This is a genomic window from Nocardia sp. NBC_01329, assembly GCF_035956715.1.
Classification (GTDB): domain Bacteria; phylum Actinomycetota; class Actinomycetes; order Mycobacteriales; family Mycobacteriaceae; genus Nocardia.
In genome coordinates, this window is the sequence record NZ_CP108381.1 from 4,729,625 (window position 1) to 4,750,895 (window position 21,271).

Sequence of the window (21,271 nt, forward strand, 5' to 3'; positions counted from 1 at the left end):
TCCCGGGGTCCCGTCCGCGCGGACGGGACCCCGACGCGGCCCGGAGAGGTTAGCGTTGGGGCGTGGACCTGGGTGAACTGATCGATCTCCTGCCCGCCGGCGCGGTGCTCACCGACCCCGGCGTCCTCGCCGGGTACCGGCAGGACTGGGCCAAGGACCCGGCAGCGGGGACACCGCTGGCCGTGGTCCGCGCGACCGGAACCGCCGATGTGTCCGCCACCCTGCGCTGGGCCGGTGAGCACCGGGTCCCGGTGGTGCCGCGCGGCGCGGGCTCCGGACTGTCCGGCGGGGCGACCGCGGTGGACGGCGGAATCGTGCTCAGCACCGAGCGGATGCGCGAGATCAGCGTCGACCCGGTCACCCGGACCGCCGTCGTCGGCCCCGGGCTGTTGAACGCCGAGGTCAAACGAACGGTCGCCGAATACGGGCTCTGGTATCCGCCGGACCCCTCGTCGTTCGAGATCTGCTCGATCGGCGGTAACGCCGCCACCAACGCGGGCGGCCTGTGCTGTGTGAAATATGGCGTGACCACCGACTACATCCTCGGTATGGAGGTCGTGCTGGCCGACGGCACCGCGGTCCGGCTGGGCGGTCCCCGGCTGAAGGATTCGGCCGGGCTGTCGCTCACCAAGATGTTCGTCGGCAGCGAGGGCACCCTCGGCGTCATCACCGAGCTCACCCTGCGACTGCTCCCCGCCCAGCCGGCCCAGAGCACCGTGGTCGCCTCGTTCGCGACCCTCCCCGCCGCCATCGACGCGATTCTCGCCGTCACCGGCGCATTGCGGCCCGCCATGCTGGAGTTCATGGACACCGTCGCCATCAACGCGGTGGAGGACGAACTACGGATGGGCCTGGACCGCGACGCCGCCGCACTGCTGGTCGCCCGGTCGGACGCCCCCGGCGAGCACGCCGCCCAGGAAGCCCGCATCATGCTGGAAGCCTGCCGGACCGCCGGGGCCACCGAGGCGTTCGACACGGCCGACCCGGACGAGGGCGAAGCCTTTACCGCGGCCCGCCGCTACGCGATCCCCGCGGTAGAACGGCTCGGTCAGCTACTGCTCGAAGACGTCGGGGTGCCGCTCCCCCGCCTCGGCGATCTGGTCACCGGTGTCGCCGGGATCGCCCGCCGCAACGAGGTCACCGTCTCGGTGATCGCGCACGCGGGGGACGGCAACACCCACCCGCTGATCGTGCACGATCCGTCCGACCCCGACGAGACCGAACGCGCGCACCGCGCCTTCGGCGAGATCATGGAACTGGCCATCGCCCTCGGCGGCACCATCACCGGAGAACACGGTGTGGGCCGGCTCAAGAAAGCTTGGCTGCCGGATCAGCTGGGACCCGAGGTGATGGATCTGACCAGGCGGATCAAGGACGCGCTGGACCCGCACGGCATCCTCAACCCCGGCGCCGTCCTCTGATATCGGAACAAACCGCCCCCGGCCCACGGTTCCACCGAAGGTGAGTACCGAACTCCGGCACAACGCCGACGACACCCGCTTCGAGATCTACCTCGACGGAACCCTGGCGGGCTATGCCGACTACGCGGAGACCGAGTCGCCGAAGGTCCGCAATTTCCACCACACCATCACCTTCCCGGAGTTCCGGGGGCGGGGTGTGGCCGCGCAGGTGGTGAAGTACGCACTGGACGAGACCCGTACCGCCGGCTTCGAGGTCGCGGCCACCTGCTGGTACGTCGACGACTACATCGGCGCCCATCCGGAATACGCCGATCTGGTCCACCGCTGAGCGGCGGCGTCCATCGGGCCGGCAAGGGATTCGATTGCCCGATCCGCACCGCCCGCGGTCACGGTGACCGTCGTGCTCAGCTCGCGGTCTCGTCCAGGATCCACTGTCCGTAGGCGGGGTTCACCGCGGCTACCGGGACCGCGACGACCTGGGGAACCTCGTCGGGATGTTCGGAATTGGCGCGTTCGATGATCGCGGGTACGAGCGACGCCCGGGTGTGCAGTACGACGACGGCCTCGGAGGCATCCTCCACCGCACCTTCCCACCGGTAGATCGACCGCACATCCGGGAAGATGTTCCCGCACGCCGCCAACCGGTCCGTGACGAGACGCTGGGTGAACTCGGCCAGCCACTCCTCGTCGGGTCCACTGACGGTCACGTCCACAAGATCGGTATCGCTCACGGCGTACATGATCCACGAGTCGGGCGGATACCACCGAGGCGACCCGCGACCGGTATCCCGCGCTCGGGTGCTCGTCGGTTGCCATCCGACCGACGACCCGAAACGCGACACCGCCACCGTGACGACCGGACTGCGACAGCAGTCGACGCAGTAGACTTCCTGCAGCGGGACACCGCCCGCCCGCCAGGTATCCGGGAGGAGCGTCATGGCCATCGAGACGATAGCCCCCGCGTGGATGCACGAGCAGATCACAACGGCGGAGTACGAATCCTGGTCCGACGAGCAGTGTGCCGGGATCGAGATCGTGGACGGAATGGTGGTCGTGAGTCCCAGTGCATCGAAGCGGCACAACCGCCTGGCCAGGATCCTGGCGAACGCACTGGACGCAGCCGCCGGACCGGACTGGAACGCCGATACAGATTTCGATGTTCGTCTCCAGGATGTCCCATTGAACAATCGGCGGCCGGATGTCGTGGTGTACCGCGCGGATACGATCGACATCACGCCGACCCGCCCCGAGCACGTGCTGCTGGTTGCCGAAGTCGTGTCACCGGGATCGGAGACCACCGACCGGATAGTGAAGGTGGAGCAGTACGCGAGGGCCGGTATCGCGTTCTACTGGCGGATCGAACAAGCCGCGACCGGAGTTCCGCTGATCTACACCTCCATCCTCGATCCGGCGACCGGTTCCTATCGGACCGGGGAGATGTTCACCGGAATCGTCAAGGTTTCCGCCCCGTTCACCGTGGAGATCGATCTCGGCCGGATCTGATTCCTCGCTTCGGCCCACTGGTTCACAGACCGAAGGCACACCCCACGTAATCGGCGGCTCCGTCCGCTGTCATCGATCCGTCCACCTCGAGCACGGGCAAACCGAGCCGGGACAGGTCGGCGCGCAGCCGGTCGGTGAACATTTCGTCGCGTCGCAACAGGTTTCGCCGCGCGAGATCCGGCTCGCTCGTCCGGTGCGGAATCTCCCAGCCACGATCGACGAAAACTTTGCGGCGGAATCCAGGCGACGGCAGCAGCCAGATCGCCCGGGCCGGATCGGCCAGCAGGGGCGCGACCAAGTCCGGTAGCAGGCGGAACCCTTCGGCGACAGTGCTATCGGGTAGACCCAGGAGATCGTCGACGATCGCGCCGAACCCCTCGCCCCGGAACCAGTGGAACGATTCGAGCATCGTCTCCGGAGTCCGGTTCACCCAGCGCTCGTCCATGCTCATCTCCATGAACTCGAACAGGTAGGGCGCTTCGCCGCGCGTACTGCGCCGCGCGTGATCGGCCATGGTGTTATCGGTCGAGTACACCGACAGACCATGTCGGGCCGCGAGACGCGTCGCGACGGCCGACTTCCCGGCGCCGCTCCCCCCCACCGATCCAATAGATATGGCGCAACCGCGCCCGGAGTTCGGCCGGGTCGCTGAACTTGGCGTACGCACCGGATCTCATTCCGTCGATTGTCCGCCCATCCGGCGACATCGGTACACCGAACTACACCGCATGCCACAGCCAGCTGGTTCTGACTGCGATTGCCGGATCGAGCCCTGGATCCATATCGGGATGCTCGTCACCAAAACGACCTCCGGCCGGTACCGCTGCCCGGAGATACTGCACTGCTTACACGGGACGACCGTGGTGGACGGCAGGGTGGCCGAGCACTGGCGCAATGTTCCCGGTGAATGTCCCTGGGTCGGAATCAAAGTCACCGAGAGCCTCGTCTGCCCGCTCGGTCACCGGCCGTGGATCAGTTCGCGTCAACTGCGCAGTCTCCACCGCGACCGCGCCGGTTCGATCACCGGTATCGGCTGCCCAGGATTGTGCCCCGCCCGCAATGTCACGATCGTGGACGGACTCGTCGGCGAACATCTGCGCGACAGCCGCACGGTGTGCCCATGGTCCGGCACGCGGATCGTCTCCAGGGATTTTCCCCCGCCCCTGCTCTTCCGTAGATCCGGTTCCGGCGAGCCGCGGGTTGGGGGCAGGGACGACAACTGAACGTCACTGCGCCGTGGATCCGGTGGCGAACTGCTCGGCGTATGCACCGGTGGGCGGTATCTCGGTGATGACGTCGATGAGTACACCGCTCGGATCCGCGACGATGAAATGCCGCTGCCCGAAATCCTCCGAGCGGATATCGAGTTCGGCCCGCAGACCGCCCTGTACGACCAGCCGTTCCCACTCGGCATCCACATCGTCGACCTCGAAGTTCAGCAACAGCCCCTGGACAGGTTTGCGGTAGCCCGCGGGGAGGGTCGGGTGTGCGGGGTCGAGCAGGGCCAGTTCGTAGTGCCGCTCGCCCTCCGCACGCCGCAGGCTGACGTACCAGTCGGCTTCGAAGGTGATCTCGAAACCGAACCATCGGGTGTAGAAATCGCGTGCCTGCGCGACGCGTGTGGTGCCGATGACCGGGTAGAAGCTGCTGAGTGCCATGGATACCTCTTTCGCGCCAGATTTCACATACCAACGGTATGTGAACTAGGCTAGGTCGCATACCGCTGGTATGTCAATGGAAGGTTCGCGATGGCAGGTTCGCTCCGCACTCAGCAGCGGGAACAGACCCGCCGAACCATGCTGCACGAGAGCAGACGACTTTTTGCTACCAAAGGCTATGCCGCCGTGGGTCTTTCGGAGATCGTCGCCGCCGCCGGGGTGACCAAGGGCGCGCTCTATCACAACTTCGACAGCAAACTCGCCCTGTTCCGAGCTGTCCTGGAAGACATCCAATCCGAGGTCGGTGACCGCGTCGCCGCCGCCGCGGATGCCGAATCCGACCCGTGGACCCAGCTCGTCACCGGCTGCGAGACCTTCCTGACCGCCTGCACCGCCCCGGAGACCCAGCGCATCATGCTGATCGACGGTCCGGCCGTCCTCGGCTGGCAGGAATGGCGCGCCATGGACGCGGCCGCCTCCGCCCGCCACCTCACCGAGGCCCTCACCTCGCTGGTGGACGCCGGCGTCATCCCGCCCCAGCCCGTAGTACCGCTCACCCACCTGTTGTCCGGTGCCATGAACGAGGCCGCCCTCTGGCTCGCCTCCACCTCCGACCCCGGCGCTCTCCCCGACACTCTCGCCTCATTACGCCGCATTCTCGAAGCCGTTCGCACCGCTCCGGTCCGCTGACAGCCCGCACTCGCGCCCGCCGACTTCCGTAACCGGACCCTTCCGGCGGACCCTCCGACCGCCGGAGTTACCGCGCGATCCGGCCGAACGATCCCGGCCGGATCCCGCTCTCGCTCTTCCGGCGTCGAGAGCCGCGGTGATCTTGCGAGATACGGCCGGGACTACCGTTTCGGCGAACTCGCGTGATCGCCGGTCGCCACGATCTCGCGCACAGCACCGGCGACGGCACGGAAGTCCTTGCGCAGGATGGCGCCGTGATTGCTCGCGACCTTCGCGCTGATCCGGATATTCGAGTTGCGGAGGATCACCGCGTCGAGACCGGTACGGATCCGTTCCTGCTCGTCGCCTTTGCTTCCGAAGGAAGTTCCCGAGGCAACCACATACCGCGCCGGTACGGTGATGCTGTCCAGCACCGGACCCAACTCGATCTCGCGCGAGATCCGACCGACCTCGATATTGCTCTCGGCCTGCTGCTCCGCGCTCATCCGCGGCGTCAAACCCGTCGGACGGAGCAGCGGCATCACCCAGTTCAGCCGCTTGAAAAGCTTGCGAATCCGCTGCTCCATTGCCTCGTCGAGCCAGTCGTACGGAAACGCGCCGTCGACCAGCACCGCACCCAGGGTGCGAGCCGGATTCCGGGCCGCCCAGTGCGCCCCGACGAACGCCCCATACGACCAGCCCACCAGCAGCACCGGCCCGGCCACGCCCCGGGCCGCCAGAACGGTATCGACATCCCGGACAGCGACCTCGAAGGAATAGTCCGCCGAACGCTGGGATCTACCCCGCGCCCGTTCGTCGTAGGTGATATGCCGGAACTCGGTGCCCAGTTCGGCGATGACCTTCTTCCAGTACCCCTGAGTGGCGAACTGGCCGTTGAGGTAGACCACGGGAATGCCGGAACCGCCGGTGTCGGTGACGGCCAGGGCCGTATCGTCAACCGCAACCATGCCGGTCCACTTCGAAAAGGTCGAGGTGGTGTTGTTCTTCGTCATACCGAGAACTTTCGGCGTCCGGCCTGACACCGTGCTGACGCCGACCTGACACGGCCCCTGATACCGGGTTTCTCCTGTTCAGGCATGTAAACGCGTGACCCGGTGACAGTGCGGTGTCCCCGGTCGTCCCGATAGAGCCGAAGTGGGCGGTGCGGCAAGGAACGATACCGCCACGGCCTCGACGCTGGACCGACCGCCGAACGATCTATCGATTCAGGTTGTCGGTCCGGCGACTTCCTGCATCAGCATCCGGAGGGTGAGTGAGTGCTTCTCCGGTGGTAGCGCATCCAGGGCCGCCCGAGCGTACGAAACCCCACCATCACGATCACCGGCCCGGACCAGCATCAGTCCCCGGTGCAACTCGAGATGGGTGGCGAATCGGGGAAGTGTCGGAGGCAGCAGGCGACGCGCTTCGTCCTGGGCTTCCACCGCATCCGACTCATCACCGAGCCGGGCGCGTAACAACGATCGAAAGACCCCCAGCCGCCAGTACGGAACCGCGTAATCGGATGCTTCGTCGTCTCCGGAACCGGCCCGGTCGAACACCCGGCGGCCCTCGGTATCGAGAGCGCGCGCCGCGTCGGTGTCTCCCGCGATCGATGCCGCATGCGCTTTGCCGTAGATAGCGTTCAACCGGCCCAGCGAAGGTCGGTCGTCGATAGCCAGAGCCTGGTCCGCGAACATGGCCGCCACCGGCAACGATGCGCCTTCGTATCCGAGGGCGATGGCCGCCCGCCCCCGGACCCACACACGAGTGTCGGCATCACCGGACCGGTCCGCCGACTCGGCGGCCATTCGATACCAGGCAACGGCCCTGTTGCCGTCCGATCCGGGAAATGTCTTGGCATACAACGTCATCAGCCGTGACACGTGCGCCCACATCCGCGGGTTGTCGCACTGCTGCTGGATCACTGCGAGGTCGACAGCGAGCCGCTTCTGGATCTCGGCGGCGCCCAGGGTCATGTAGTCGGCGCCGTAGGTGGTCAAGGTATCTGCCCACGCCTCCACCGATGGCCCGGCACCTTTCAATCGCGCGGAGAACCCCTCCGCCAGCAGATCAGATGCGACGCCCGGAGCGACCGTGGTCGCGGCCAGAGAGGACAGAAACTGTCTGCGGTTCACATCGGACTCCATAACTGCCAGCGGCACATCGAGTACGGCGGCCAAGTGCCGCAACCAGAACGGGGACGGAACCGATCTACAGGACTCCCAGCGCCGCGAGATGTATTCGCGGCTGATCGATGTGCCCGAGTGTTCGGCCAGTTCGTCGGCAAGGCGCCCCTGTGACCATCCGCGGGCCTGGCGCAGGTCGCGAATGAGCTTGCCCGTGTGCATAACGCCATGATGCCCGTGCACCCGCACGTCCAGAGTCTCCTGATGCTCGCCCGAGATCGGCGTCTCGTTCCTCGACACGGATCACAGCCGAACAACCGAGAGGATCTTGTTGTCGAAGACAGTGGCCCGGCGCTGGATGCGTCGATGCGTTTCGGCGACTCTCCTCAACCAAGGATCGAGGCCGGACCCCGGCACAACGGTAGAGGGCGCTTACGCTGCCGAGCCGAGGAGCTGGAACGCCTGCCGGTCGAAGGCCAGGACGGCCGGCAGAGCGGAATGCGGTTCGAGAGTGCGCCGAAGGTCCCGGACCGCGTGCAGAGATCGAGAAGAATTGACAGTCGAAGTCAGCCGGACGACGGTGCTCGCGTGATGCGCCGCCGCCTCTATATCGTTGCGTTGCAAGCATGCCGCTGCGATCGCCGCCTGGCTGAGGCTGCCTCTCCGGGCACGACCCTGTGCACGGCATTCCTGAATCGAGATCTCGGCGAACCGCTCGACTTCGTCCGGCTGGCGCAGGTCGCGGAAACAATAGGCGGCTTCGCCATAGAAGTAGGCTCGATCGATGAAGCGTGCCCATTCGGGTTCGTTCGCGGGATCGACAGCCTCGAAATTCGATTCGGCGCGGGCGATCGCCTGAGTGCAGCCCCGGGTGTCGTGGAGGCGGGCCAGCGCTCGGGCCTCCAGAATGCCCAGGTCCGCATAACAAGCAGGTGAATCGGCCGGCGCAATGCCGCGCATTCCGGCCCGTGCCAGCGCAACCGCTTCATAGGAGTGTCCGAGCAAATTCGCCTGGTCCGACATCCCGGCGAGTACATGGGCGCCCAGAACTCTGTTTCCGGCCGCCTGAGAGAGCCGCAATGCCTGGATCAGATAACGCTGCGCGAGTCCGTGCTCACCGTCGTCGTAAGCCATCCAGCCGATGAGGTACGCCTGTTCGGCGGCCGCGTCGTAGAGCGCGGCCTGTACGTCGGGCTGATGCTGGTCCCGGATCAGTGGAATCACCGTCGTGTTCATATAGCTGACCAGCGCGGAGCGGGCGTGCCCGCCACCGCGCATGACGTCCATTTCCTGGAAGAGGCTGAACATCTCCCGGATGCCGGCCACCTGATGCATACCGATGACTCGGGGCCCTCGATCCGAACCGACTTCCTCGAATGTCGCGAGCAGCCAGTCCCGGCTCGGAGCGGCGAGCGCTGCCAGGATGAACGGCGCGGCGAATCCACCGGTGGTGTGCGCGTGTCCGAGATCCCGCAAGGTCTCGAGGGTCTCCAGGGGATTCGGTGAATAGTTCAGGCTGCGCGATGCGATGGATTCCGCAGTTTCCATGCCGATCTCGGCCGGACGTACCTGCCGCCCCAGCTTCTCGCTCAACGCCCGGGAGATGAGGTGCGCGGCGATGCCACGAGGCCTTTGCCCCTGCTTCACCCAACGTCCCACTGCGGTGTAGTCGTAGCGAAGCGCCTCACCCTCATCCGCGCCCAGCGCGTTCACGCGTTTCGCGAGTCCCGCCCACGACATCCCGGCCTCATCGATGAGATCGCCGAGGGCTGTATTGGGTTCGGTCATTTCGGTCACCCACTTCCCGCCGGGTCCGCCACCAGATCGAACGCGATGATACGCCGACAGGTCATGATTCGCGGCCACACTCGTGGCACTGCGAATTCACGCGGTGATTCACATGGTCCGTAGCCCCGGCGGGCCGGGTTCTGTTGTGTGTATGAGCGATACAGCAGAGCGCCGGATGATAGAACCCCGATGTTCGGCGCGAACAGAGGACGACTCGAACGAATCCCCTGGACGATTCGCGGCGGCTCGGAACACAACGCTCGACAATCGCCCTTCCTTGCCCACCCGACCGCCGACGAACCGAGCACTCGCCGCAACCCTGCGCCTGTGGCAGGAGTGCGGATGCACAGACCTTGCCACCCTTCAGCGCATCGCCACCGCGTTGCGGGAGCAGGCGACCCCCTGCCTCCTTCGCGGATCGCAGGACGAGGAGGACAACAGCGAAACGCATCCGCCGAACCGCGATCGCCACCGGCCTCTTCCGGGCGGTGACTACCGGTGAGCCCATCTGGTAGGGAACGAACTGCGCGACCACAGAGAGCATCAGAATGTCCATGTCGCGTCGCTCCTTGGATCCACGTCGGAATGCTCACACCCAAGTCGTCCCAGGGGCTCTACTACTGCCCGGAGAAACTGCACTGCCTTCATGGCTTCCGGCTGTACGAGAACCGGGTGACGGAACACTGGCGGAATGTGCCGGGCGAATGTCCATGGATCGGAACGAAGGTCATCGACGTCGCGGTATGCAGATGCGGGCGCGGCCCGTGGATCAATCTACGGTACATACGAATCTGCACCCGCCGAATCCTCATCGGCCCGCTCGTAAGCATCAGCTGTCCTGGATCGTGCCCCGGCCGCTCGGTTTCAGTGGTGGAAGACCGTATCGCGGACCATCTGCGCGACAGCAGCACCCGCTGCCCCTGGTCCGGCACCCGGATAATTCCCATAGGTACGCCACCACCGCTGTTCCCGCCGGTGCGGAGCACCTGACCGCGAGCACGATCAGCGCGCCCGGAAAGATTCCGACAGTTCGCGATCAGAACCGACTGCGCAGAATTTCACACCGTCGGATACGCCCCTCCAGTGGACCGGTACTCGTCGAGCAGGCGGAAGAAGGCATCCAACGCCATTTCTCCACCACTCGGATGGTTCTCGATAGCGGACGCCCACCCCAGAGCCATCGACCACCCATATTCTGATGCCAACCAGCGCGCGAACGGTCCGTCGCTCGGATGAAGTGCGAATTCTTCCGCCGCAGAGTGCACCTGAAGTGCCAGCCAGTAACCCGAGAAGATCGCCTCGAGTTCCTGCAAAGACCCGCCGCGGACCCACATCGTCGGCCGCAGCCGGATGTTGTGATCGATAAGGTCGTACACATCACGGCATTCCGCGACGTCCTCAACGGACGGATCGATCCTCGACCGGTCCGGGCCGTACCGGTCCGGGCCATGCGCCGCAGGTCCGGCCTTCTCTTTCGCCATGCTTCAACTCAATCACAGCAAGGCATTACAGACCGGCCGACAGAACCACTCGAGTCGCTGCGAATCGGACGTCCCTGACGGCGGCCCGGGAGTGGTTCCCAAACCGCCGGCCGGACACCGTGATCTTACGAATCAGCCCTTGAGCAGGGCGCGGGACATGACCATCCGCTGGATCTGGTTGGTGCCCTCGTAGATCTGGGTGATCTTGGCGTCGCGCATCATCCGCTCCACCGGGAAATCGGTGGTGTAGCCCGCCCCGCCGAACAGCTGTACCGCGTTCGTGGTGACCTCCATGGCCACATCGGAGGCGAAGCATTTCGCGGCGGCCGAGATGAAGCCGAGGTTGGGTTCGCCGCGTTCGGCGCGGGCGGCGGAGGTGTAGACCATGAGCCGGGCGGCTTCGATCTTCATCGCCATATCGGCCAGCATGAACTGGGTGTTCTGGAAGTCGGCGATGGATTTGCCGAACTGCTTGCGGTCCTTGGTGTAGGCCAGGGCGGCGTCCAGGGCGCCCTGGGCCAGGCCGACGGCCTGCGCGCCGATGGTGGGGCGGGTGTGGTCGAGGGTCTGGAGGGCGGTTTTGAAACCGGTGCCCGGTTCGCCGACGATGCGGTCGCCCGGGACCTTGCAGTTCTCGAAGTACAGTTCGGCGGTCGGGGACCCCTTGATACCGAGTTTGTGTTCGAGCGGGCCGACCACGAAGCCTTCGTCGTCCTTGTGCACCAGGAACGCGGAGATACCGTTGGCGCCCTTGTCGGGGTCGGTGACGGCCATGACGGTGTACCAGGAGGATTTGCCGCCGTTGGTGATCCAGCATTTGGAGCCGTTGAGGATCCAATCGTCGCCCTCCTGCCGGGCGCGGGTGCGCATACTGCCCGCGTCGGAACCGGCTTCACGCTCGGAGAGCGCGTAGGAGGCCATCTCACCGTCGACGATATCGGCGAGCACCTTCTGCTTGAGCTCCTCGGAACCGTTGAGGATCATGCCCATGGTGCCGAGTTTGTTCACGGCGGGGATCAGCGAGGAGGAACCACAGACGCGGGCGACCTCTTCGATGACGATGCAGGTCGCCACCGAATCGGCACCCTGGCCGCCGTAGACCTCGGGGACGTGGACGGCGTTGAAGCCGGCGGCGTTGAGCGCGGTGAGGGCTTCCTCGGGGAAGCGGGCGTGCTCGTCGACGTCCTTGGCGTGCGGGGCGATTTCCTTCTCGCACAGGGCGCGGATGGCCGAACGCAGCTCATCGTGGAAGTCCGCCAGCTTGAACAGATCGAAATCCGGGTTTCCCGCCATTGGGTTCACTCCTGTTGCGTACGGGTGGTGCCAACGAATCGGCACTCAGTGTCAAGACCTCGTCCCAGTATACCGCGCACTCCGCGGGGTTGCGCAGGACGCCGTGGCACTCGGTGTCAGTCGGTGGGTGCTTCTGCCAAACTACCCAGGCGCTCGCGGAGCAGTTCGGCGACATGCCGGGCGGGCAGGTCACGGCGGAACACAGCGAGCACCAGATCGTCCTCGCCACCGGGACGTCGGCCGCCTCGTGGGATCTCGCTCAGCGCGGTCCGCAGGTCGGCGGGGCTTGCCGCCGATTCCCCGCGGATCATCCGGCGCAGCAGATAATTGTGGGTGGCGGTCACCGCGGCCGCGAACTGGACCCGCGACAGGTCGGGGGAATCGGGCAGCCGCTCGCGCAGATAGTCGGTGAACAAACGCTCGTAGCGGAAGACGGTGACGATCTCCCGGTCACGCAGTGCCGGAACCCGGCGCACCACGCGATATCGCCGATCGGCGATATCGCGCCAGCGAGTGAACCGCTCGAAGACCCCGATCGCGGCTTCGCAGACCGCGTCCCACGGGTCGATCTGTGTCTGCTGCAGATATTCCTGGGCGGCGGCCAGCTGGGCCTCGTGATCGGCGAAGATCACATCTTCCTTGGACCGGAACTGCCGGAAGAACGTACGCCGCGATATCCCGGCCGCCTCGGCAATCTCGTCCACCGAGGTCGCCTCGTAGCCCTGATCCGCGAACAAGCGCAATGCCTCGTCCACGACCCCGAGCCGGAAACGGACGAGCTCGGCGCCACCGACTCGGCGGGCGGTTTCCTCGTTGTCCATGAGCGCCACCGTAGCGAGCGGCGCCGCGATGCCCGCGGAGTCGTCCGTCGAGCGGCAGCAGTCGTCCCCGGGAGGCGCGATCAGCCCAGCAGACGCGCGCGCAGCGCCTCGTCCTTCTCCAGCACCATCGCCTCCAGTCCCGCCTGGAACTGTTCCATCCGCTCACGCAGCGCCGGGTTGTGCGCACCCAGGATCCGGGCGGCCAGCAGGCCCGCGTTCCGGGCACCGCCGATCGAAACGGTGGCCACCGGCACTCCGGCGGGCATCTGAACGATCGAGAGCAGCGAATCCATCCCGTCGAGGTACTTCAGCGGCACCGGTACACCGATCACCGGCAAGGGGGTCGCCGAGGCGACCATCCCGGGCAGATGCGCGGCACCACCGGCACCCGCGATGAGCACCTGGATACCACGCCCGGCGGCGGCGCGAGCGTAGTCGAGCATGCGCTGCGGGGTCCGGTGCGCGGACACCACGCCCACCTCGAAACGGATCCCGAACTCGGCCAGTGCCTCGGCGGCCGCCTCCATCGTGGGCCAGTCGGAATCACTGCCCATGATCACCCCGACCGCCGGGGAGCCCGGAACACTGCCTTCCACCACGTCACTCATGCGGATCCCATCCATCGGTCCATACCGCGTGCGACATCCAGTGCGCCGCCCGCTCGGCTCGTTCCCGTACCACCGCGACCTCGTCGCCGAGCACGTTCACATGCCCGATCTTGCGGTCCGGGCGTTCGCCCTTGCCGTACAGGTGCACCTTGGCATCCGGCATCCGCGCGAACAGATGGTGCAATCGCTCGTCCATCGACATGGCGGGCGCCTCGGGCGCACCGAGGATATTCGCCATCACCGTCACCGGCGCCAGCGGGCGGGTGTCACCGAGCGGGTAGTCCAGGACCGCGCGCAGATGCTGTTCGAACTGCCCGGTGCGGGCACCGTCCATCCCCCAGTGGCCGGAGTTGTGCGGGCGCATGGCGAGCTCGTTGATCAACAGGGTCCCGTCGGTGGTCTCGAAGAGTTCGACCGCCATCGCCCCGACCACACCGAGATCGGCGGCCAGCCGCAGCGCCAGCTCCTCGGCCTCGGCGGCCAGCTCCTCCGCGAGATCGGGCGCCGGGGCGATCACCACAGCACACTGACCGCGCCGCTGCACGGTCTCCACGACCGGCCAGGTCGCGGCCTGCCCGTACGGGGAGCGAGCGACCATGGCCGACAACTCGCGTTTCAACGAGACCCGGACCTCGGCCAGCAGTTGCACTCCCGCGGCGAGCTGCTCGGCGGTGATCTTCGCCGCCTCGTCGGCGTCCTCGGGCATCCACACACCGCGGCCGTCGTAACCGCCGCGGATCGCCTTGAGCACGATCGGCCAGCCGTGTTCGTCACCGAAGCGCACCGCCTCGGCCGCCGACTCCACGACGGTGAAGGCGGGCACCGGCAACCCGCGCGCGGACAGCTCCCGGCGCATCGCCAGTTTGTCCTGCGCGAAGCGCAGCGCCTCCGGCGGCGGGAGGACGTTCACCCCCTCCGCGACGAGTGCCTCCAGATGTTCGGTGGGCACCCCCTCGTGGTCGAAGGTGAGCGCGTGCGCGCCGGTCGCGGCCCGACGCAACGCGCCGAGGTCGGAATGGCTGCCGATCACCACATCGGGGCTCACCTGGGCCGCCGGATCGTCCGGCCGTTCGGCGAGCACCCGGAGCCGCTGCCCCAGTTCGATGGCCGCCTGATGCGTCATCCGCGCCAGCTGGCCGCCACCGATCATGGCGACGGTCGGCATCGCGGCAGGGTCGAAACTACGTGCGTTCACGTCGGTCAATACTGTCACGTCCTGCGGGAACACCGGCTGGCGGTATGCTCCGGTCTTGTGTCATTCGTCGACGACGTGGTTCGCGTCCTCCCGCAGCCCCTCCAGGAGATCGCCTTCCGTCAACGCGAGCTCATCAAGTTCGCGATTGTCGGAGCGACCACGTTCGTTATCGACGGCGGCATCTTCTACGCGCTGAAGTGGACGGTACTCGAAGAGAAGCCGCTCACCGCGAAGATCATCTCCGGGGTGATCGCGGTGATCGCGTCCTACATCCTCAACCGCGAATGGTCGTTCAAGAACCGCGGCGGCCGGGAACGCCACCACGAGGCATTGCTGTTCTTCGCGGTCAGCGGGGTGGGCGTGGTCCTCAGCATGCTCCCGCTCTACATTTCCCGCTACGCCTTCCAGCTGCACCAGCCCACGGTCAGCTTCATGGTGGAGAACATCGCTGACTTCGTCAGCGCCTACATCATCGGCAATCTGTTGCAGATGGCGTTCCGGTACTGGGCGATGCGACGCTGGGTATTCCCCGACGAAGTGGACCAGATGCTGGAGAAGCTCGAGGAATACGTCGAAGAGGAACACGGTCGGCGCCGGCTCGGAAGCTGAGCCCCGGCGCTCGACCGCCCCGGCCGGACGATCCCTACCGCGGCTCCCCCACCACCCGGTTCTCGACCCGCGTCGCCAGCGGTTTCCCGAGGAATACGGCGAACAGCGCGGGCCGGCGGCGTTGTAGTTCCAACCGGCCCCCGTCGGCCTCGATCAAGGCCCGCGCGAGCGCCAGCCCCACACCCGTGGAACCCGCGCCGGAGAAACCGCGGTCGAAGATATGCGGCGCCAGATCGTCACTGACCCCCTCGCCCTCGTCGGCGACCTGCACACACACCAGTGGTTCCCGGTCCTGACCGGGCCGCACCGTACGCACCGACACCGTGCAGGTGCCACCGCCGTGCATCAGCGCATTGTCGACCAGCACCGTCACCGCCTCCCGCAGCCGGGAGCCGGAGATCGGGGCACGTAGCGATTCGTCACCCGTCAGGCGCAGGGTGCGACCGGTCTCCCGGAACGGATGAGTCCACTCGGCCACGATGCCGCGCAGTTCGTCCATCACCGGTACCGGATCACGGTCGGTGGCGTCCTCGTCACGCGAGGCCCGCACCAGATCGTCGATGGCCTCGGTCAGCCGGTCCACCTGGGCCATCGCCTCCTCTGCCTCGTGCACCACCGCCGGATCGGTATGCGCGGACAGTTCGTCCAGCCGCAGGCGTACCGCGGTCAGGCGGCTGCGCAACTGATGCGAGACATCGGCCACCAACGCGTGCTCGCGTTGCAATCGGCCGGCGATCTCGACTGTCGCCGAGTCGAGCACATCGGAGACCCGATCCAGTTCGGCGATACCGTGGCGGCGCGGATCCGGGCGGAAATCGCCCATCGCGAGCCGCGCCGCCCGCGCGGCCACATCCCGGATCGGATCGGCGACCCGGCGCGCCGTGACGATGGCCACCGTGATCGCCGCCGCCAACGAAATCGCCACGGCCAGGGCCACCCCGGCCACCGCCTGCCGCTGCCGGGCCTCCATCGGAGTAGCGGGTACCTCCAGCCGCAGGGAGACATCGGTGCCCATCGACAGCGACTCCACCAGCGGGTCGTCCACGGTCGACGAGCCGACCTCGACCTTCACCGCCGTATCCTCCGGCGCCGGATAGACGACCGTGAGCCGACCGCCCTCGGGTACCAGCGGCTGCACCGTGTGCAGATCCAACCCGCCACTGATCACCCCGCTGCCGTGCTCCTGGCCGATCACCTCCGCGGAGATCAGTTCCAGCCGGCTGCGCAGGTCGTTGCGGGTGATGTCCTCGACCCACAGCCACGCCGTATACGTCAGTGGCAGGCCGAGCACGACCGTGGTCAACATCAGCACGGTCAGCATCGACCGCAGAATCCGCCGCCGCACGTCAGTCGGTGTTCAACCGGAAACCGACACCGCGCACGGTGACGATCCGGCGTTCCGCCATCGGGCCCTCGTCGCCGATCTTGCGGCGTAACCAGGACATATGCATATCCAGCGTCTTGGATCCGCGCAGTTCCGCGTCACCCCACACTTCACGCAGGATCGTCTCCCGGGGCACCACCTGACCGGCCCGGTCGATCAGCACCTTCAGCAGCTCGTACTCCTTGTTCGCCAGCCCCACTTCCACCCCGTTGACCAGCACTCGCCGTGCCGCCGGTTCCAGTCGGATCCCGCCGACCTCCACAATGTCGTCGCCGATCCCGCTGCGCCGCAGCAGGGCCCGGACCCGGGCCAGGAGTTCGGCCAACCGGAACGGTTTCCCGACATAGTCGTCCGCACCGGCGTCCAGCCCGACCACGAAATCCACCTCGTCGGTACGGGCGGTGAGCATCAGCACCGCCATCTCGGCACCCCTGGCCCGCACCTGACGGCACACCTCCAGCCCGTCCATTCCCGGCAAGCCGAGATCGAGGATCAGCAGATCATGGTGTCCTTCCAGTGCGCGGTCCAACACCGCGGGACCGAAGCTCTCCACGGTCACCGAATACCCTTCGCGGCCCAGCGCCCGGGACAGCGGCGCCGCGATGGCCTCGTCGTCTTCGCCCAGCAATACGGCGGTCATGCGACAAGATTACGGTCCACCACCGCGGGGGCCCGCCGCCTCACGCCCGGGACACCACCAGATATACCCGGATCAGAAGCCGCCGTACCGGGGCGCGGCCTCGAAAACCTGGTGATAGAGCATCGCGTGCACCTGCTCCACATCCGGGATATCGCTGTACTCGAGGGGTTCCTCGGACGAGGAACCGATGATCAACTCCCCGGTCCCGAACATCCGATCGACCAGCCCGTGCCGGAACTGGACGCTCGAAATACGGCTCATCGGGATATCGATACCGGTGTGGGTCATCACGCCCTCGCGGACCAGCACCCGGCGATCGGTGACGATGAAATGAGTCGATTTCCAGGTCACGATCGGCGCGATACTGCGCCACGCCAGGACCAGCAGCCACACGACCAGAACCGCCAGCAGCGCGATCGACCGCCACGACTCGTCGGCGGTACGCCACACCAGGCCGCCCAGGAAACCGGCGACCGCCGTCACCACGATCAATGTGACGATGGGCCAGAACAGCATCTTCCAATGCGGGTGGGTGTGCAGGATCAACTCTTCGTCGGGCGCCAGCGCATCCTCCGGATAACCCATGGCCGCACATTACCTCGCCGACGGTGTATTTTTTCGGCGCCGCCTGCGGTGGCGCGGGGCCTTCGTCCTCAGCCCCCCGGCCGGAGATGCGTCACATCTCCCGCCGCCACGGCTCGATCATCGATGAGCAACCGTCCCGCCGCATCGATATCGCGGGCGGTTCCCGTCAACACCCCGCCCCCCGGCAGCTCTGCCCGGACCCGGGAGCCGAGCGTCGCGCAGCGTTCCCGGTAGGCCTCGGCGAGTGGGTCACTCGCCCAGCCGGATTCCTGCCAGTGGGAGAAACGGCGGGCGAATTCGGTGAGGAACGCCAGCACCAGGCGGGTGCGGTCGGTATCGGTGGCGTCGCTGAGAAGCAACGAGGTGGCGTGCGGGACCGGGAGTTCGTCGGCGGTGAGGCTCACGTTCATTCCGATACCGACGACGATCGCCGGGCGGGGGCCCCCGGCGGCGACTTCGGCGAGTATTCCCGCGACCTTGCGTCCTTCGATCAGAACGTCGTTGGGCCACTTCAGGGCGGCAGGCACCTGAGCGGTCGTGGTGAGTGTGTCGACGGCGGCGATTCCGGTGAGCAACGGCAACCAGCCGAGCGCCTCGGGGTCGAGGCCGTCGGGCCGGATGAGCAGTGACAGGGAGATCTGGGCGCGTGGCGGACTGGCCCAGGCACGGGCGAGGCGGCCACGGCCGCTCCGCTGCGCTTCCGCGACGAGTACCACGCGGTCCACATCAGGGTCGGCGGCGCGCGCGATCAGGTCGGCGTTGGTGGATCCGGTCGATTCGATCACGTCGATTCCGGTGTAGAACGCCAGTTCCGGGGTTCCGGTCAGCGCTCGCCGCAGATGTTCGACGTCCAACGGTGGCCTCTGCACGAGGGCAGGTTATCGGGCGGGTCCGGGGGTCACCGCACGGCGGGGTGCGGCGACCCCCGGGATCTAACCGGCGAGGTCGTAACCGATCGGCCGGGAAACCTCGCAGATCGCGTCGTGTTCCACGGTTTCGGTCTCTTCGGTTCCAGCTTCTGCCTCTGCGTCGGTGATGGTGGGCTCCGGCTCGGGAACCCGGGTGAACGCCACGGCCTCCGGGAATCGGCCGGTTCGAGTTGTCCAATGCCACATAGCAGGCCACCTCCCCTCTGTGTTCCAAAAGTGGCCTGCTACAAGGGTATTGCCCGGCCCGGTTGTGCGAAAGCGATTTAATTCCCGGGTGCGCGCCCCGGGCGCGGCCGGGTTAGTCTTGTGACGGCTCACCGTCGCCGACCGTGCGGACGGTTGCCGCGATCCGCGGTACACATATGAACCGTTGATGGCGTGCCCACCTGGGGTTTTCTCGACCAGCGCTTACTCACCGGTAGCCAGATCCGGGTTAACAGCGCGCTGCGACTCTGGTTACACTCCGACCCATGACGAGTGTCCAGCAGCAGCCCACGCCGGATTCGGCAGGTGCGCCCGATATCCACACCACCGCCGGCAAACTGGCTGACCTGCGGAATCGGCTGGAAGAAGCCCAGCATCCGATGGGTGAGGCCGCAGTCGACAAGGTGCACGCCAAGGGCAAGATGACCGCGCGGGAGCGCATTCTCGCCCTGCTCGACGAGGGCTCCTTCGTCGAACTCGACGCCCTGGCCCGGCACCGCAGCGTGAACTTCGGTCTGGACAAGCAGCGCCCGCTGGGCGACGGCGTGGTGACCGGTTACGGCACCATCGACGGCCGCGAGGTGTGCATCTTCAGCCAGGACGTGACCGTGTTCGGCGGCAGCCTCGGCGAGGTGTACGGCGAGAAGATCGTCAAGGTCATGGACCTGGCGATCAAGACCGGACGTCCGCTGGTCGGTATCAACGAGGGCGCCGGCGCCCGTATCCAGGAGGGTGTCGTCTCGCTCGGCCTCTACGGCGAGATCTTCCATCGCAATATCCAGGCCTCGGGCGTGATCCCGCAGATCTCGCTGATCATGGGCGCCGCCGCCGGTGGGCATGTGTACTCCCCCGCGCTCACCGATTTCGTGGTGATGGTCGACCAGAGCAGCCAGATGTTCATCACCGGACCGGACGTCATCAAAACGGTCACCGGTGAAGAGGTCACCATGGAGGAGCTGGGCGGCGCCCACACCCATATGGTGAAGTCGGGTTCGGCGCACTATGTGGCCTCCGGCGAGCAGGATGCCCTCGACTACGTCAAGGATCTGCTGTCCTACCTGCCGAGCAACAACCGCGCCGAAGCGCCGCGATTCCCGGCCTCCGATCCGATCACCGGTGCGATCGAGGAATCGCTCACCGAAGAGGATCTCGAACTCGACACCCTGATCCCGGACTCGCCGAACCAGCCCTATGACATGCACGAGGTCATCCGCCGGCTACTCGACGACGACGAATTCCTCGAGATCCAGGCCGAGCGGGCCATGAACATCATCGTGGGCTTCGGCCGGGTCGACGGCCGCAGTGTCGGCATCGTCGCCAACCAGCCCACCCAGTTCGCCGGCTGCCTCGATATCGACGCCTCGGAGAAGGCCGCGCGGTTCGTACGCACCTGCGACGCGTTCAATGTCCCGATCATCACCCTGGTGGACGTCCCCGGCTTCCTGCCCGGTACCGACCAGGAGTTCAACGGCATCATCCGGCGCGGCGCCAAACTGCTCTACGCCTACGGCGAGGCCACTGTGGGAAAAATCACGATCATCACTCGCAAGGCTTACGGTGGCGCCTACGACGTCATGGGCTCCAAGCATATGGGCGCCGATGTGAACCTGGCCTGGCCCACCGCCCAGATCGCCGTGATGGGTGCCTCCGGCGCGGTCGGGTTCGTGTACCGCAAAAAGCTGGCCGACGCCGCTCGTGAGGGGTCCGACGTGGACAAACTGCGTCTGGAGCTGCAGAACGAGTACGAGGACACCTTGGTCAATCCGTACGTGGCCGCCGAGCGCGGTTACGTGGACGCGGTGATCCCACCGTCGCACACTCGCGGCCAGATCGTCTCCGCGCTGCGGCTGCTCGAGCGGAAGATGGTGACCATGCCTCCCAAGAAACACGGCAACATCCCGTTGTGATCCGGCGATACGCTCAGTAGGCCGCACACTGATTTCGGGTATGCGATCGGTGAGAGAGGATCGGCTCGGTTCCGTTGAACCGCGCGAGCCCGATCAAGGCAAGAGAGAGGACCTGGCACTGTGACGATTGTGGCAGAAGAAGAAGTATTGGCCGCAGCGGAACTGGACCTCGCTACCAGGGATGTGGCGGTCGATACCACGACCGAAGCCGCCGCGGGCACTGCCGCGACGAACGGGGAGCAGCCGTTCCTCGTGATCGAGAAGGGCGCGCCCTCCGACGCGGAGATCGCGGCGCTGGTGTGCGTGTTCACCGCTGCCGCCGCCGGTTCCGCATCGACCGACTCCGGCCCGCAGGACCTGTGGGGCACAGCGACATTGATGCACCGCGGTAACTCCCCGTTCTCGCCGTACTCCTATCCGCAGTTGTCGCATCTGCGGTTCTGACACCGA

The 21,271-nt window shown here is 66.5% G+C and carries 24 protein-coding genes; 8 read left to right on the forward strand and 16 right to left on the reverse strand.

The genetic code is table 11. The features are described from left to right. The first annotated feature begins 62 nt into the window (after positions 1–62). Complete coding sequence (locus OG405_RS21370) at positions 63–1,421, forward strand: FAD-binding oxidoreductase (protein ID WP_327148244.1); 1,359 nt, start codon at positions 63–65, stop codon at positions 1,419–1,421. A 40-nt stretch (positions 1,422–1,461) separates the two neighbouring features. Further along, the gene (locus OG405_RS21375; protein ID WP_327148245.1) at positions 1,462–1,749 is read left to right on the forward strand and encodes a GNAT family N-acetyltransferase; all 288 of its coding nucleotides are present in this window, start codon (positions 1,462–1,464) and stop codon (positions 1,747–1,749) included. A 76-nt stretch (positions 1,750–1,825) separates the two neighbouring features. On the opposite strand, the gene cutA is transcribed toward OG405_RS21375, so the two are convergent. After that, positions 1,826–2,152, reverse strand: coding sequence for a divalent-cation tolerance protein CutA (gene cutA, locus OG405_RS21380; protein ID WP_327148246.1), 327 nt, complete (start codon positions 2,150–2,152; stop codon positions 1,826–1,828). 205 nt (positions 2,153–2,357) lie between these two features. Here cutA and OG405_RS21385 point away from each other — a divergent pair, with 205 nt between their 5' ends. Continuing rightward, positions 2,358–2,924, forward strand: coding sequence for a Uma2 family endonuclease (locus OG405_RS21385; protein WP_327148247.1), 567 nt, complete (start codon positions 2,358–2,360; stop codon positions 2,922–2,924). A 22-nt stretch (positions 2,925–2,946) separates the two neighbouring features. Here OG405_RS21385 and OG405_RS21390 read toward each other — a convergent pair whose 3' ends face one another. Beyond that, on the reverse strand, positions 2,947–3,459 hold the full coding sequence (locus OG405_RS21390) for a hypothetical protein (RefSeq protein ID WP_327148248.1): 513 nt from the start codon (positions 3,457–3,459) through the stop codon (positions 2,947–2,949). 253 nt (positions 3,460–3,712) lie between these two features. Between OG405_RS21390 and OG405_RS21395 the strand changes: the two genes are divergently transcribed. Continuing rightward, positions 3,713–4,147: a hypothetical protein gene (locus OG405_RS21395; protein ID WP_327148249.1), complete on the forward strand. Its 435-nt coding sequence runs from the start codon at positions 3,713–3,715 to the stop codon at positions 4,145–4,147. Positions 4,148–4,150: 3 nt separating this feature from the next. On the opposite strand, the gene OG405_RS21400 is transcribed toward OG405_RS21395, so the two are convergent. Beyond that, positions 4,151–4,582, reverse strand: a complete 432-nt coding sequence (locus OG405_RS21400; RefSeq protein WP_327152436.1) for a VOC family protein — start codon at positions 4,580–4,582, stop codon at positions 4,151–4,153. A gap of 90 nt (positions 4,583–4,672) precedes the next feature. Between OG405_RS21400 and OG405_RS21405 the strand changes: the two genes are divergently transcribed. After that, on the forward strand, positions 4,673–5,272 hold the full coding sequence (locus OG405_RS21405) for a TetR/AcrR family transcriptional regulator (protein ID WP_327148250.1): 600 nt from the start codon (positions 4,673–4,675) through the stop codon (positions 5,270–5,272). 161 nt (positions 5,273–5,433) lie between these two features. On the opposite strand, the gene OG405_RS21410 is transcribed toward OG405_RS21405, so the two are convergent. The 8 genes from OG405_RS21410 to OG405_RS21445 all read right to left on the reverse strand — a co-directional run bounded on the left by OG405_RS21410 (position 5,434) and on the right by OG405_RS21445 (position 14,533). Continuing rightward, entirely contained in the window at positions 5,434–6,264 is an 831-nt protein-coding gene (locus tag OG405_RS21410; protein WP_327148251.1) for an alpha/beta fold hydrolase, read from the reverse strand. A gap of 213 nt (positions 6,265–6,477) precedes the next feature. Further along, on the reverse strand, positions 6,478–7,599 hold the full coding sequence (locus OG405_RS21415) for a helix-turn-helix domain-containing protein (protein WP_327148252.1): 1,122 nt from the start codon (positions 7,597–7,599) through the stop codon (positions 6,478–6,480). 210 nt (positions 7,600–7,809) lie between these two features. Then, a complete protein-coding gene (locus tag OG405_RS21420) occupies positions 7,810–9,165 on the reverse strand; it encodes a hypothetical protein (RefSeq protein ID WP_327148253.1) in 1,356 nt (451 codons plus the stop codon). Between the two features lie 1,058 nt (positions 9,166–10,223). Then, positions 10,224–10,646, reverse strand: coding sequence for a hypothetical protein (locus OG405_RS21425; RefSeq protein ID WP_327148254.1), 423 nt, complete (start codon positions 10,644–10,646; stop codon positions 10,224–10,226). A 132-nt stretch (positions 10,647–10,778) separates the two neighbouring features. Further along, complete coding sequence (locus OG405_RS21430; RefSeq protein ID WP_327148255.1) at positions 10,779–11,939, reverse strand: acyl-CoA dehydrogenase; 1,161 nt, start codon at positions 11,937–11,939, stop codon at positions 10,779–10,781. 116 nt (positions 11,940–12,055) lie between these two features. Next, positions 12,056–12,760 carry a TetR family transcriptional regulator gene (locus tag OG405_RS21435; RefSeq protein ID WP_327148256.1) on the reverse strand — a complete coding sequence of 235 codons (705 nt, stop codon included), beginning with the start codon at positions 12,758–12,760 and terminating at the stop codon, positions 12,056–12,058. A gap of 80 nt (positions 12,761–12,840) precedes the next feature. After that, positions 12,841–13,368: a 5-(carboxyamino)imidazole ribonucleotide mutase gene (purE, locus tag OG405_RS21440; RefSeq protein ID WP_327148257.1), complete on the reverse strand. Its 528-nt coding sequence runs from the start codon at positions 13,366–13,368 to the stop codon at positions 12,841–12,843. Beyond that, entirely contained in the window at positions 13,361–14,533 is a 1,173-nt protein-coding gene (locus OG405_RS21445; RefSeq protein WP_327152437.1) for a 5-(carboxyamino)imidazole ribonucleotide synthase, read from the reverse strand. The genes purE and OG405_RS21445 overlap by 8 nt, the downstream gene beginning before the upstream one ends. 87 nt (positions 14,534–14,620) lie before the next feature. On the opposite strand from OG405_RS21445, the gene OG405_RS21450 reads away from it, so the two are divergent. After that, the gene (locus OG405_RS21450) at positions 14,621–15,172 is read left to right on the forward strand and encodes a GtrA family protein (RefSeq protein WP_327148258.1); all 552 of its coding nucleotides are present in this window, start codon (positions 14,621–14,623) and stop codon (positions 15,170–15,172) included. Between the two features lie 34 nt (positions 15,173–15,206). Here OG405_RS21450 and OG405_RS21455 read toward each other — a convergent pair whose 3' ends face one another. The 5 genes from OG405_RS21455 to OG405_RS21475 all read right to left on the reverse strand — a co-directional run bounded on the left by OG405_RS21455 (position 15,207) and on the right by OG405_RS21475 (position 18,896). Next, on the reverse strand, positions 15,207–16,517 hold the full coding sequence (locus OG405_RS21455) for a sensor histidine kinase (RefSeq protein WP_327148259.1): 1,311 nt from the start codon (positions 16,515–16,517) through the stop codon (positions 15,207–15,209). A 1-nt stretch (position 16,518) separates the two neighbouring features. After that, positions 16,519–17,196: a response regulator transcription factor gene (locus tag OG405_RS21460; protein ID WP_327148260.1), complete on the reverse strand. Its 678-nt coding sequence runs from the start codon at positions 17,194–17,196 to the stop codon at positions 16,519–16,521. 72 nt (positions 17,197–17,268) lie between these two features. Further along, positions 17,269–17,781, reverse strand: coding sequence for a PH domain-containing protein (locus OG405_RS21465; protein WP_327148261.1), 513 nt, complete (start codon positions 17,779–17,781; stop codon positions 17,269–17,271). Between the two features lie 68 nt (positions 17,782–17,849). Next, entirely contained in the window at positions 17,850–18,650 is an 801-nt protein-coding gene (locus OG405_RS21470; protein WP_327148262.1) for a biotin--[acetyl-CoA-carboxylase] ligase, read from the reverse strand. 63 nt (positions 18,651–18,713) lie between these two features. After that, positions 18,714–18,896, reverse strand: coding sequence for a hypothetical protein (locus tag OG405_RS21475; protein ID WP_327148263.1), 183 nt, complete (start codon positions 18,894–18,896; stop codon positions 18,714–18,716). A gap of 284 nt (positions 18,897–19,180) precedes the next feature. Between OG405_RS21475 and OG405_RS21480 the strand changes: the two genes are divergently transcribed. After that, on the forward strand, positions 19,181–20,821 hold the full coding sequence (locus OG405_RS21480) for an acyl-CoA carboxylase subunit beta (protein WP_327148264.1): 1,641 nt from the start codon (positions 19,181–19,183) through the stop codon (positions 20,819–20,821). A gap of 120 nt (positions 20,822–20,941) precedes the next feature. Continuing rightward, entirely contained in the window at positions 20,942–21,265 is a 324-nt protein-coding gene (locus OG405_RS21485; RefSeq protein ID WP_327148265.1) for an acyl-CoA carboxylase subunit epsilon, read from the forward strand. Positions 21,266–21,271 lie beyond the last annotated feature (6 nt).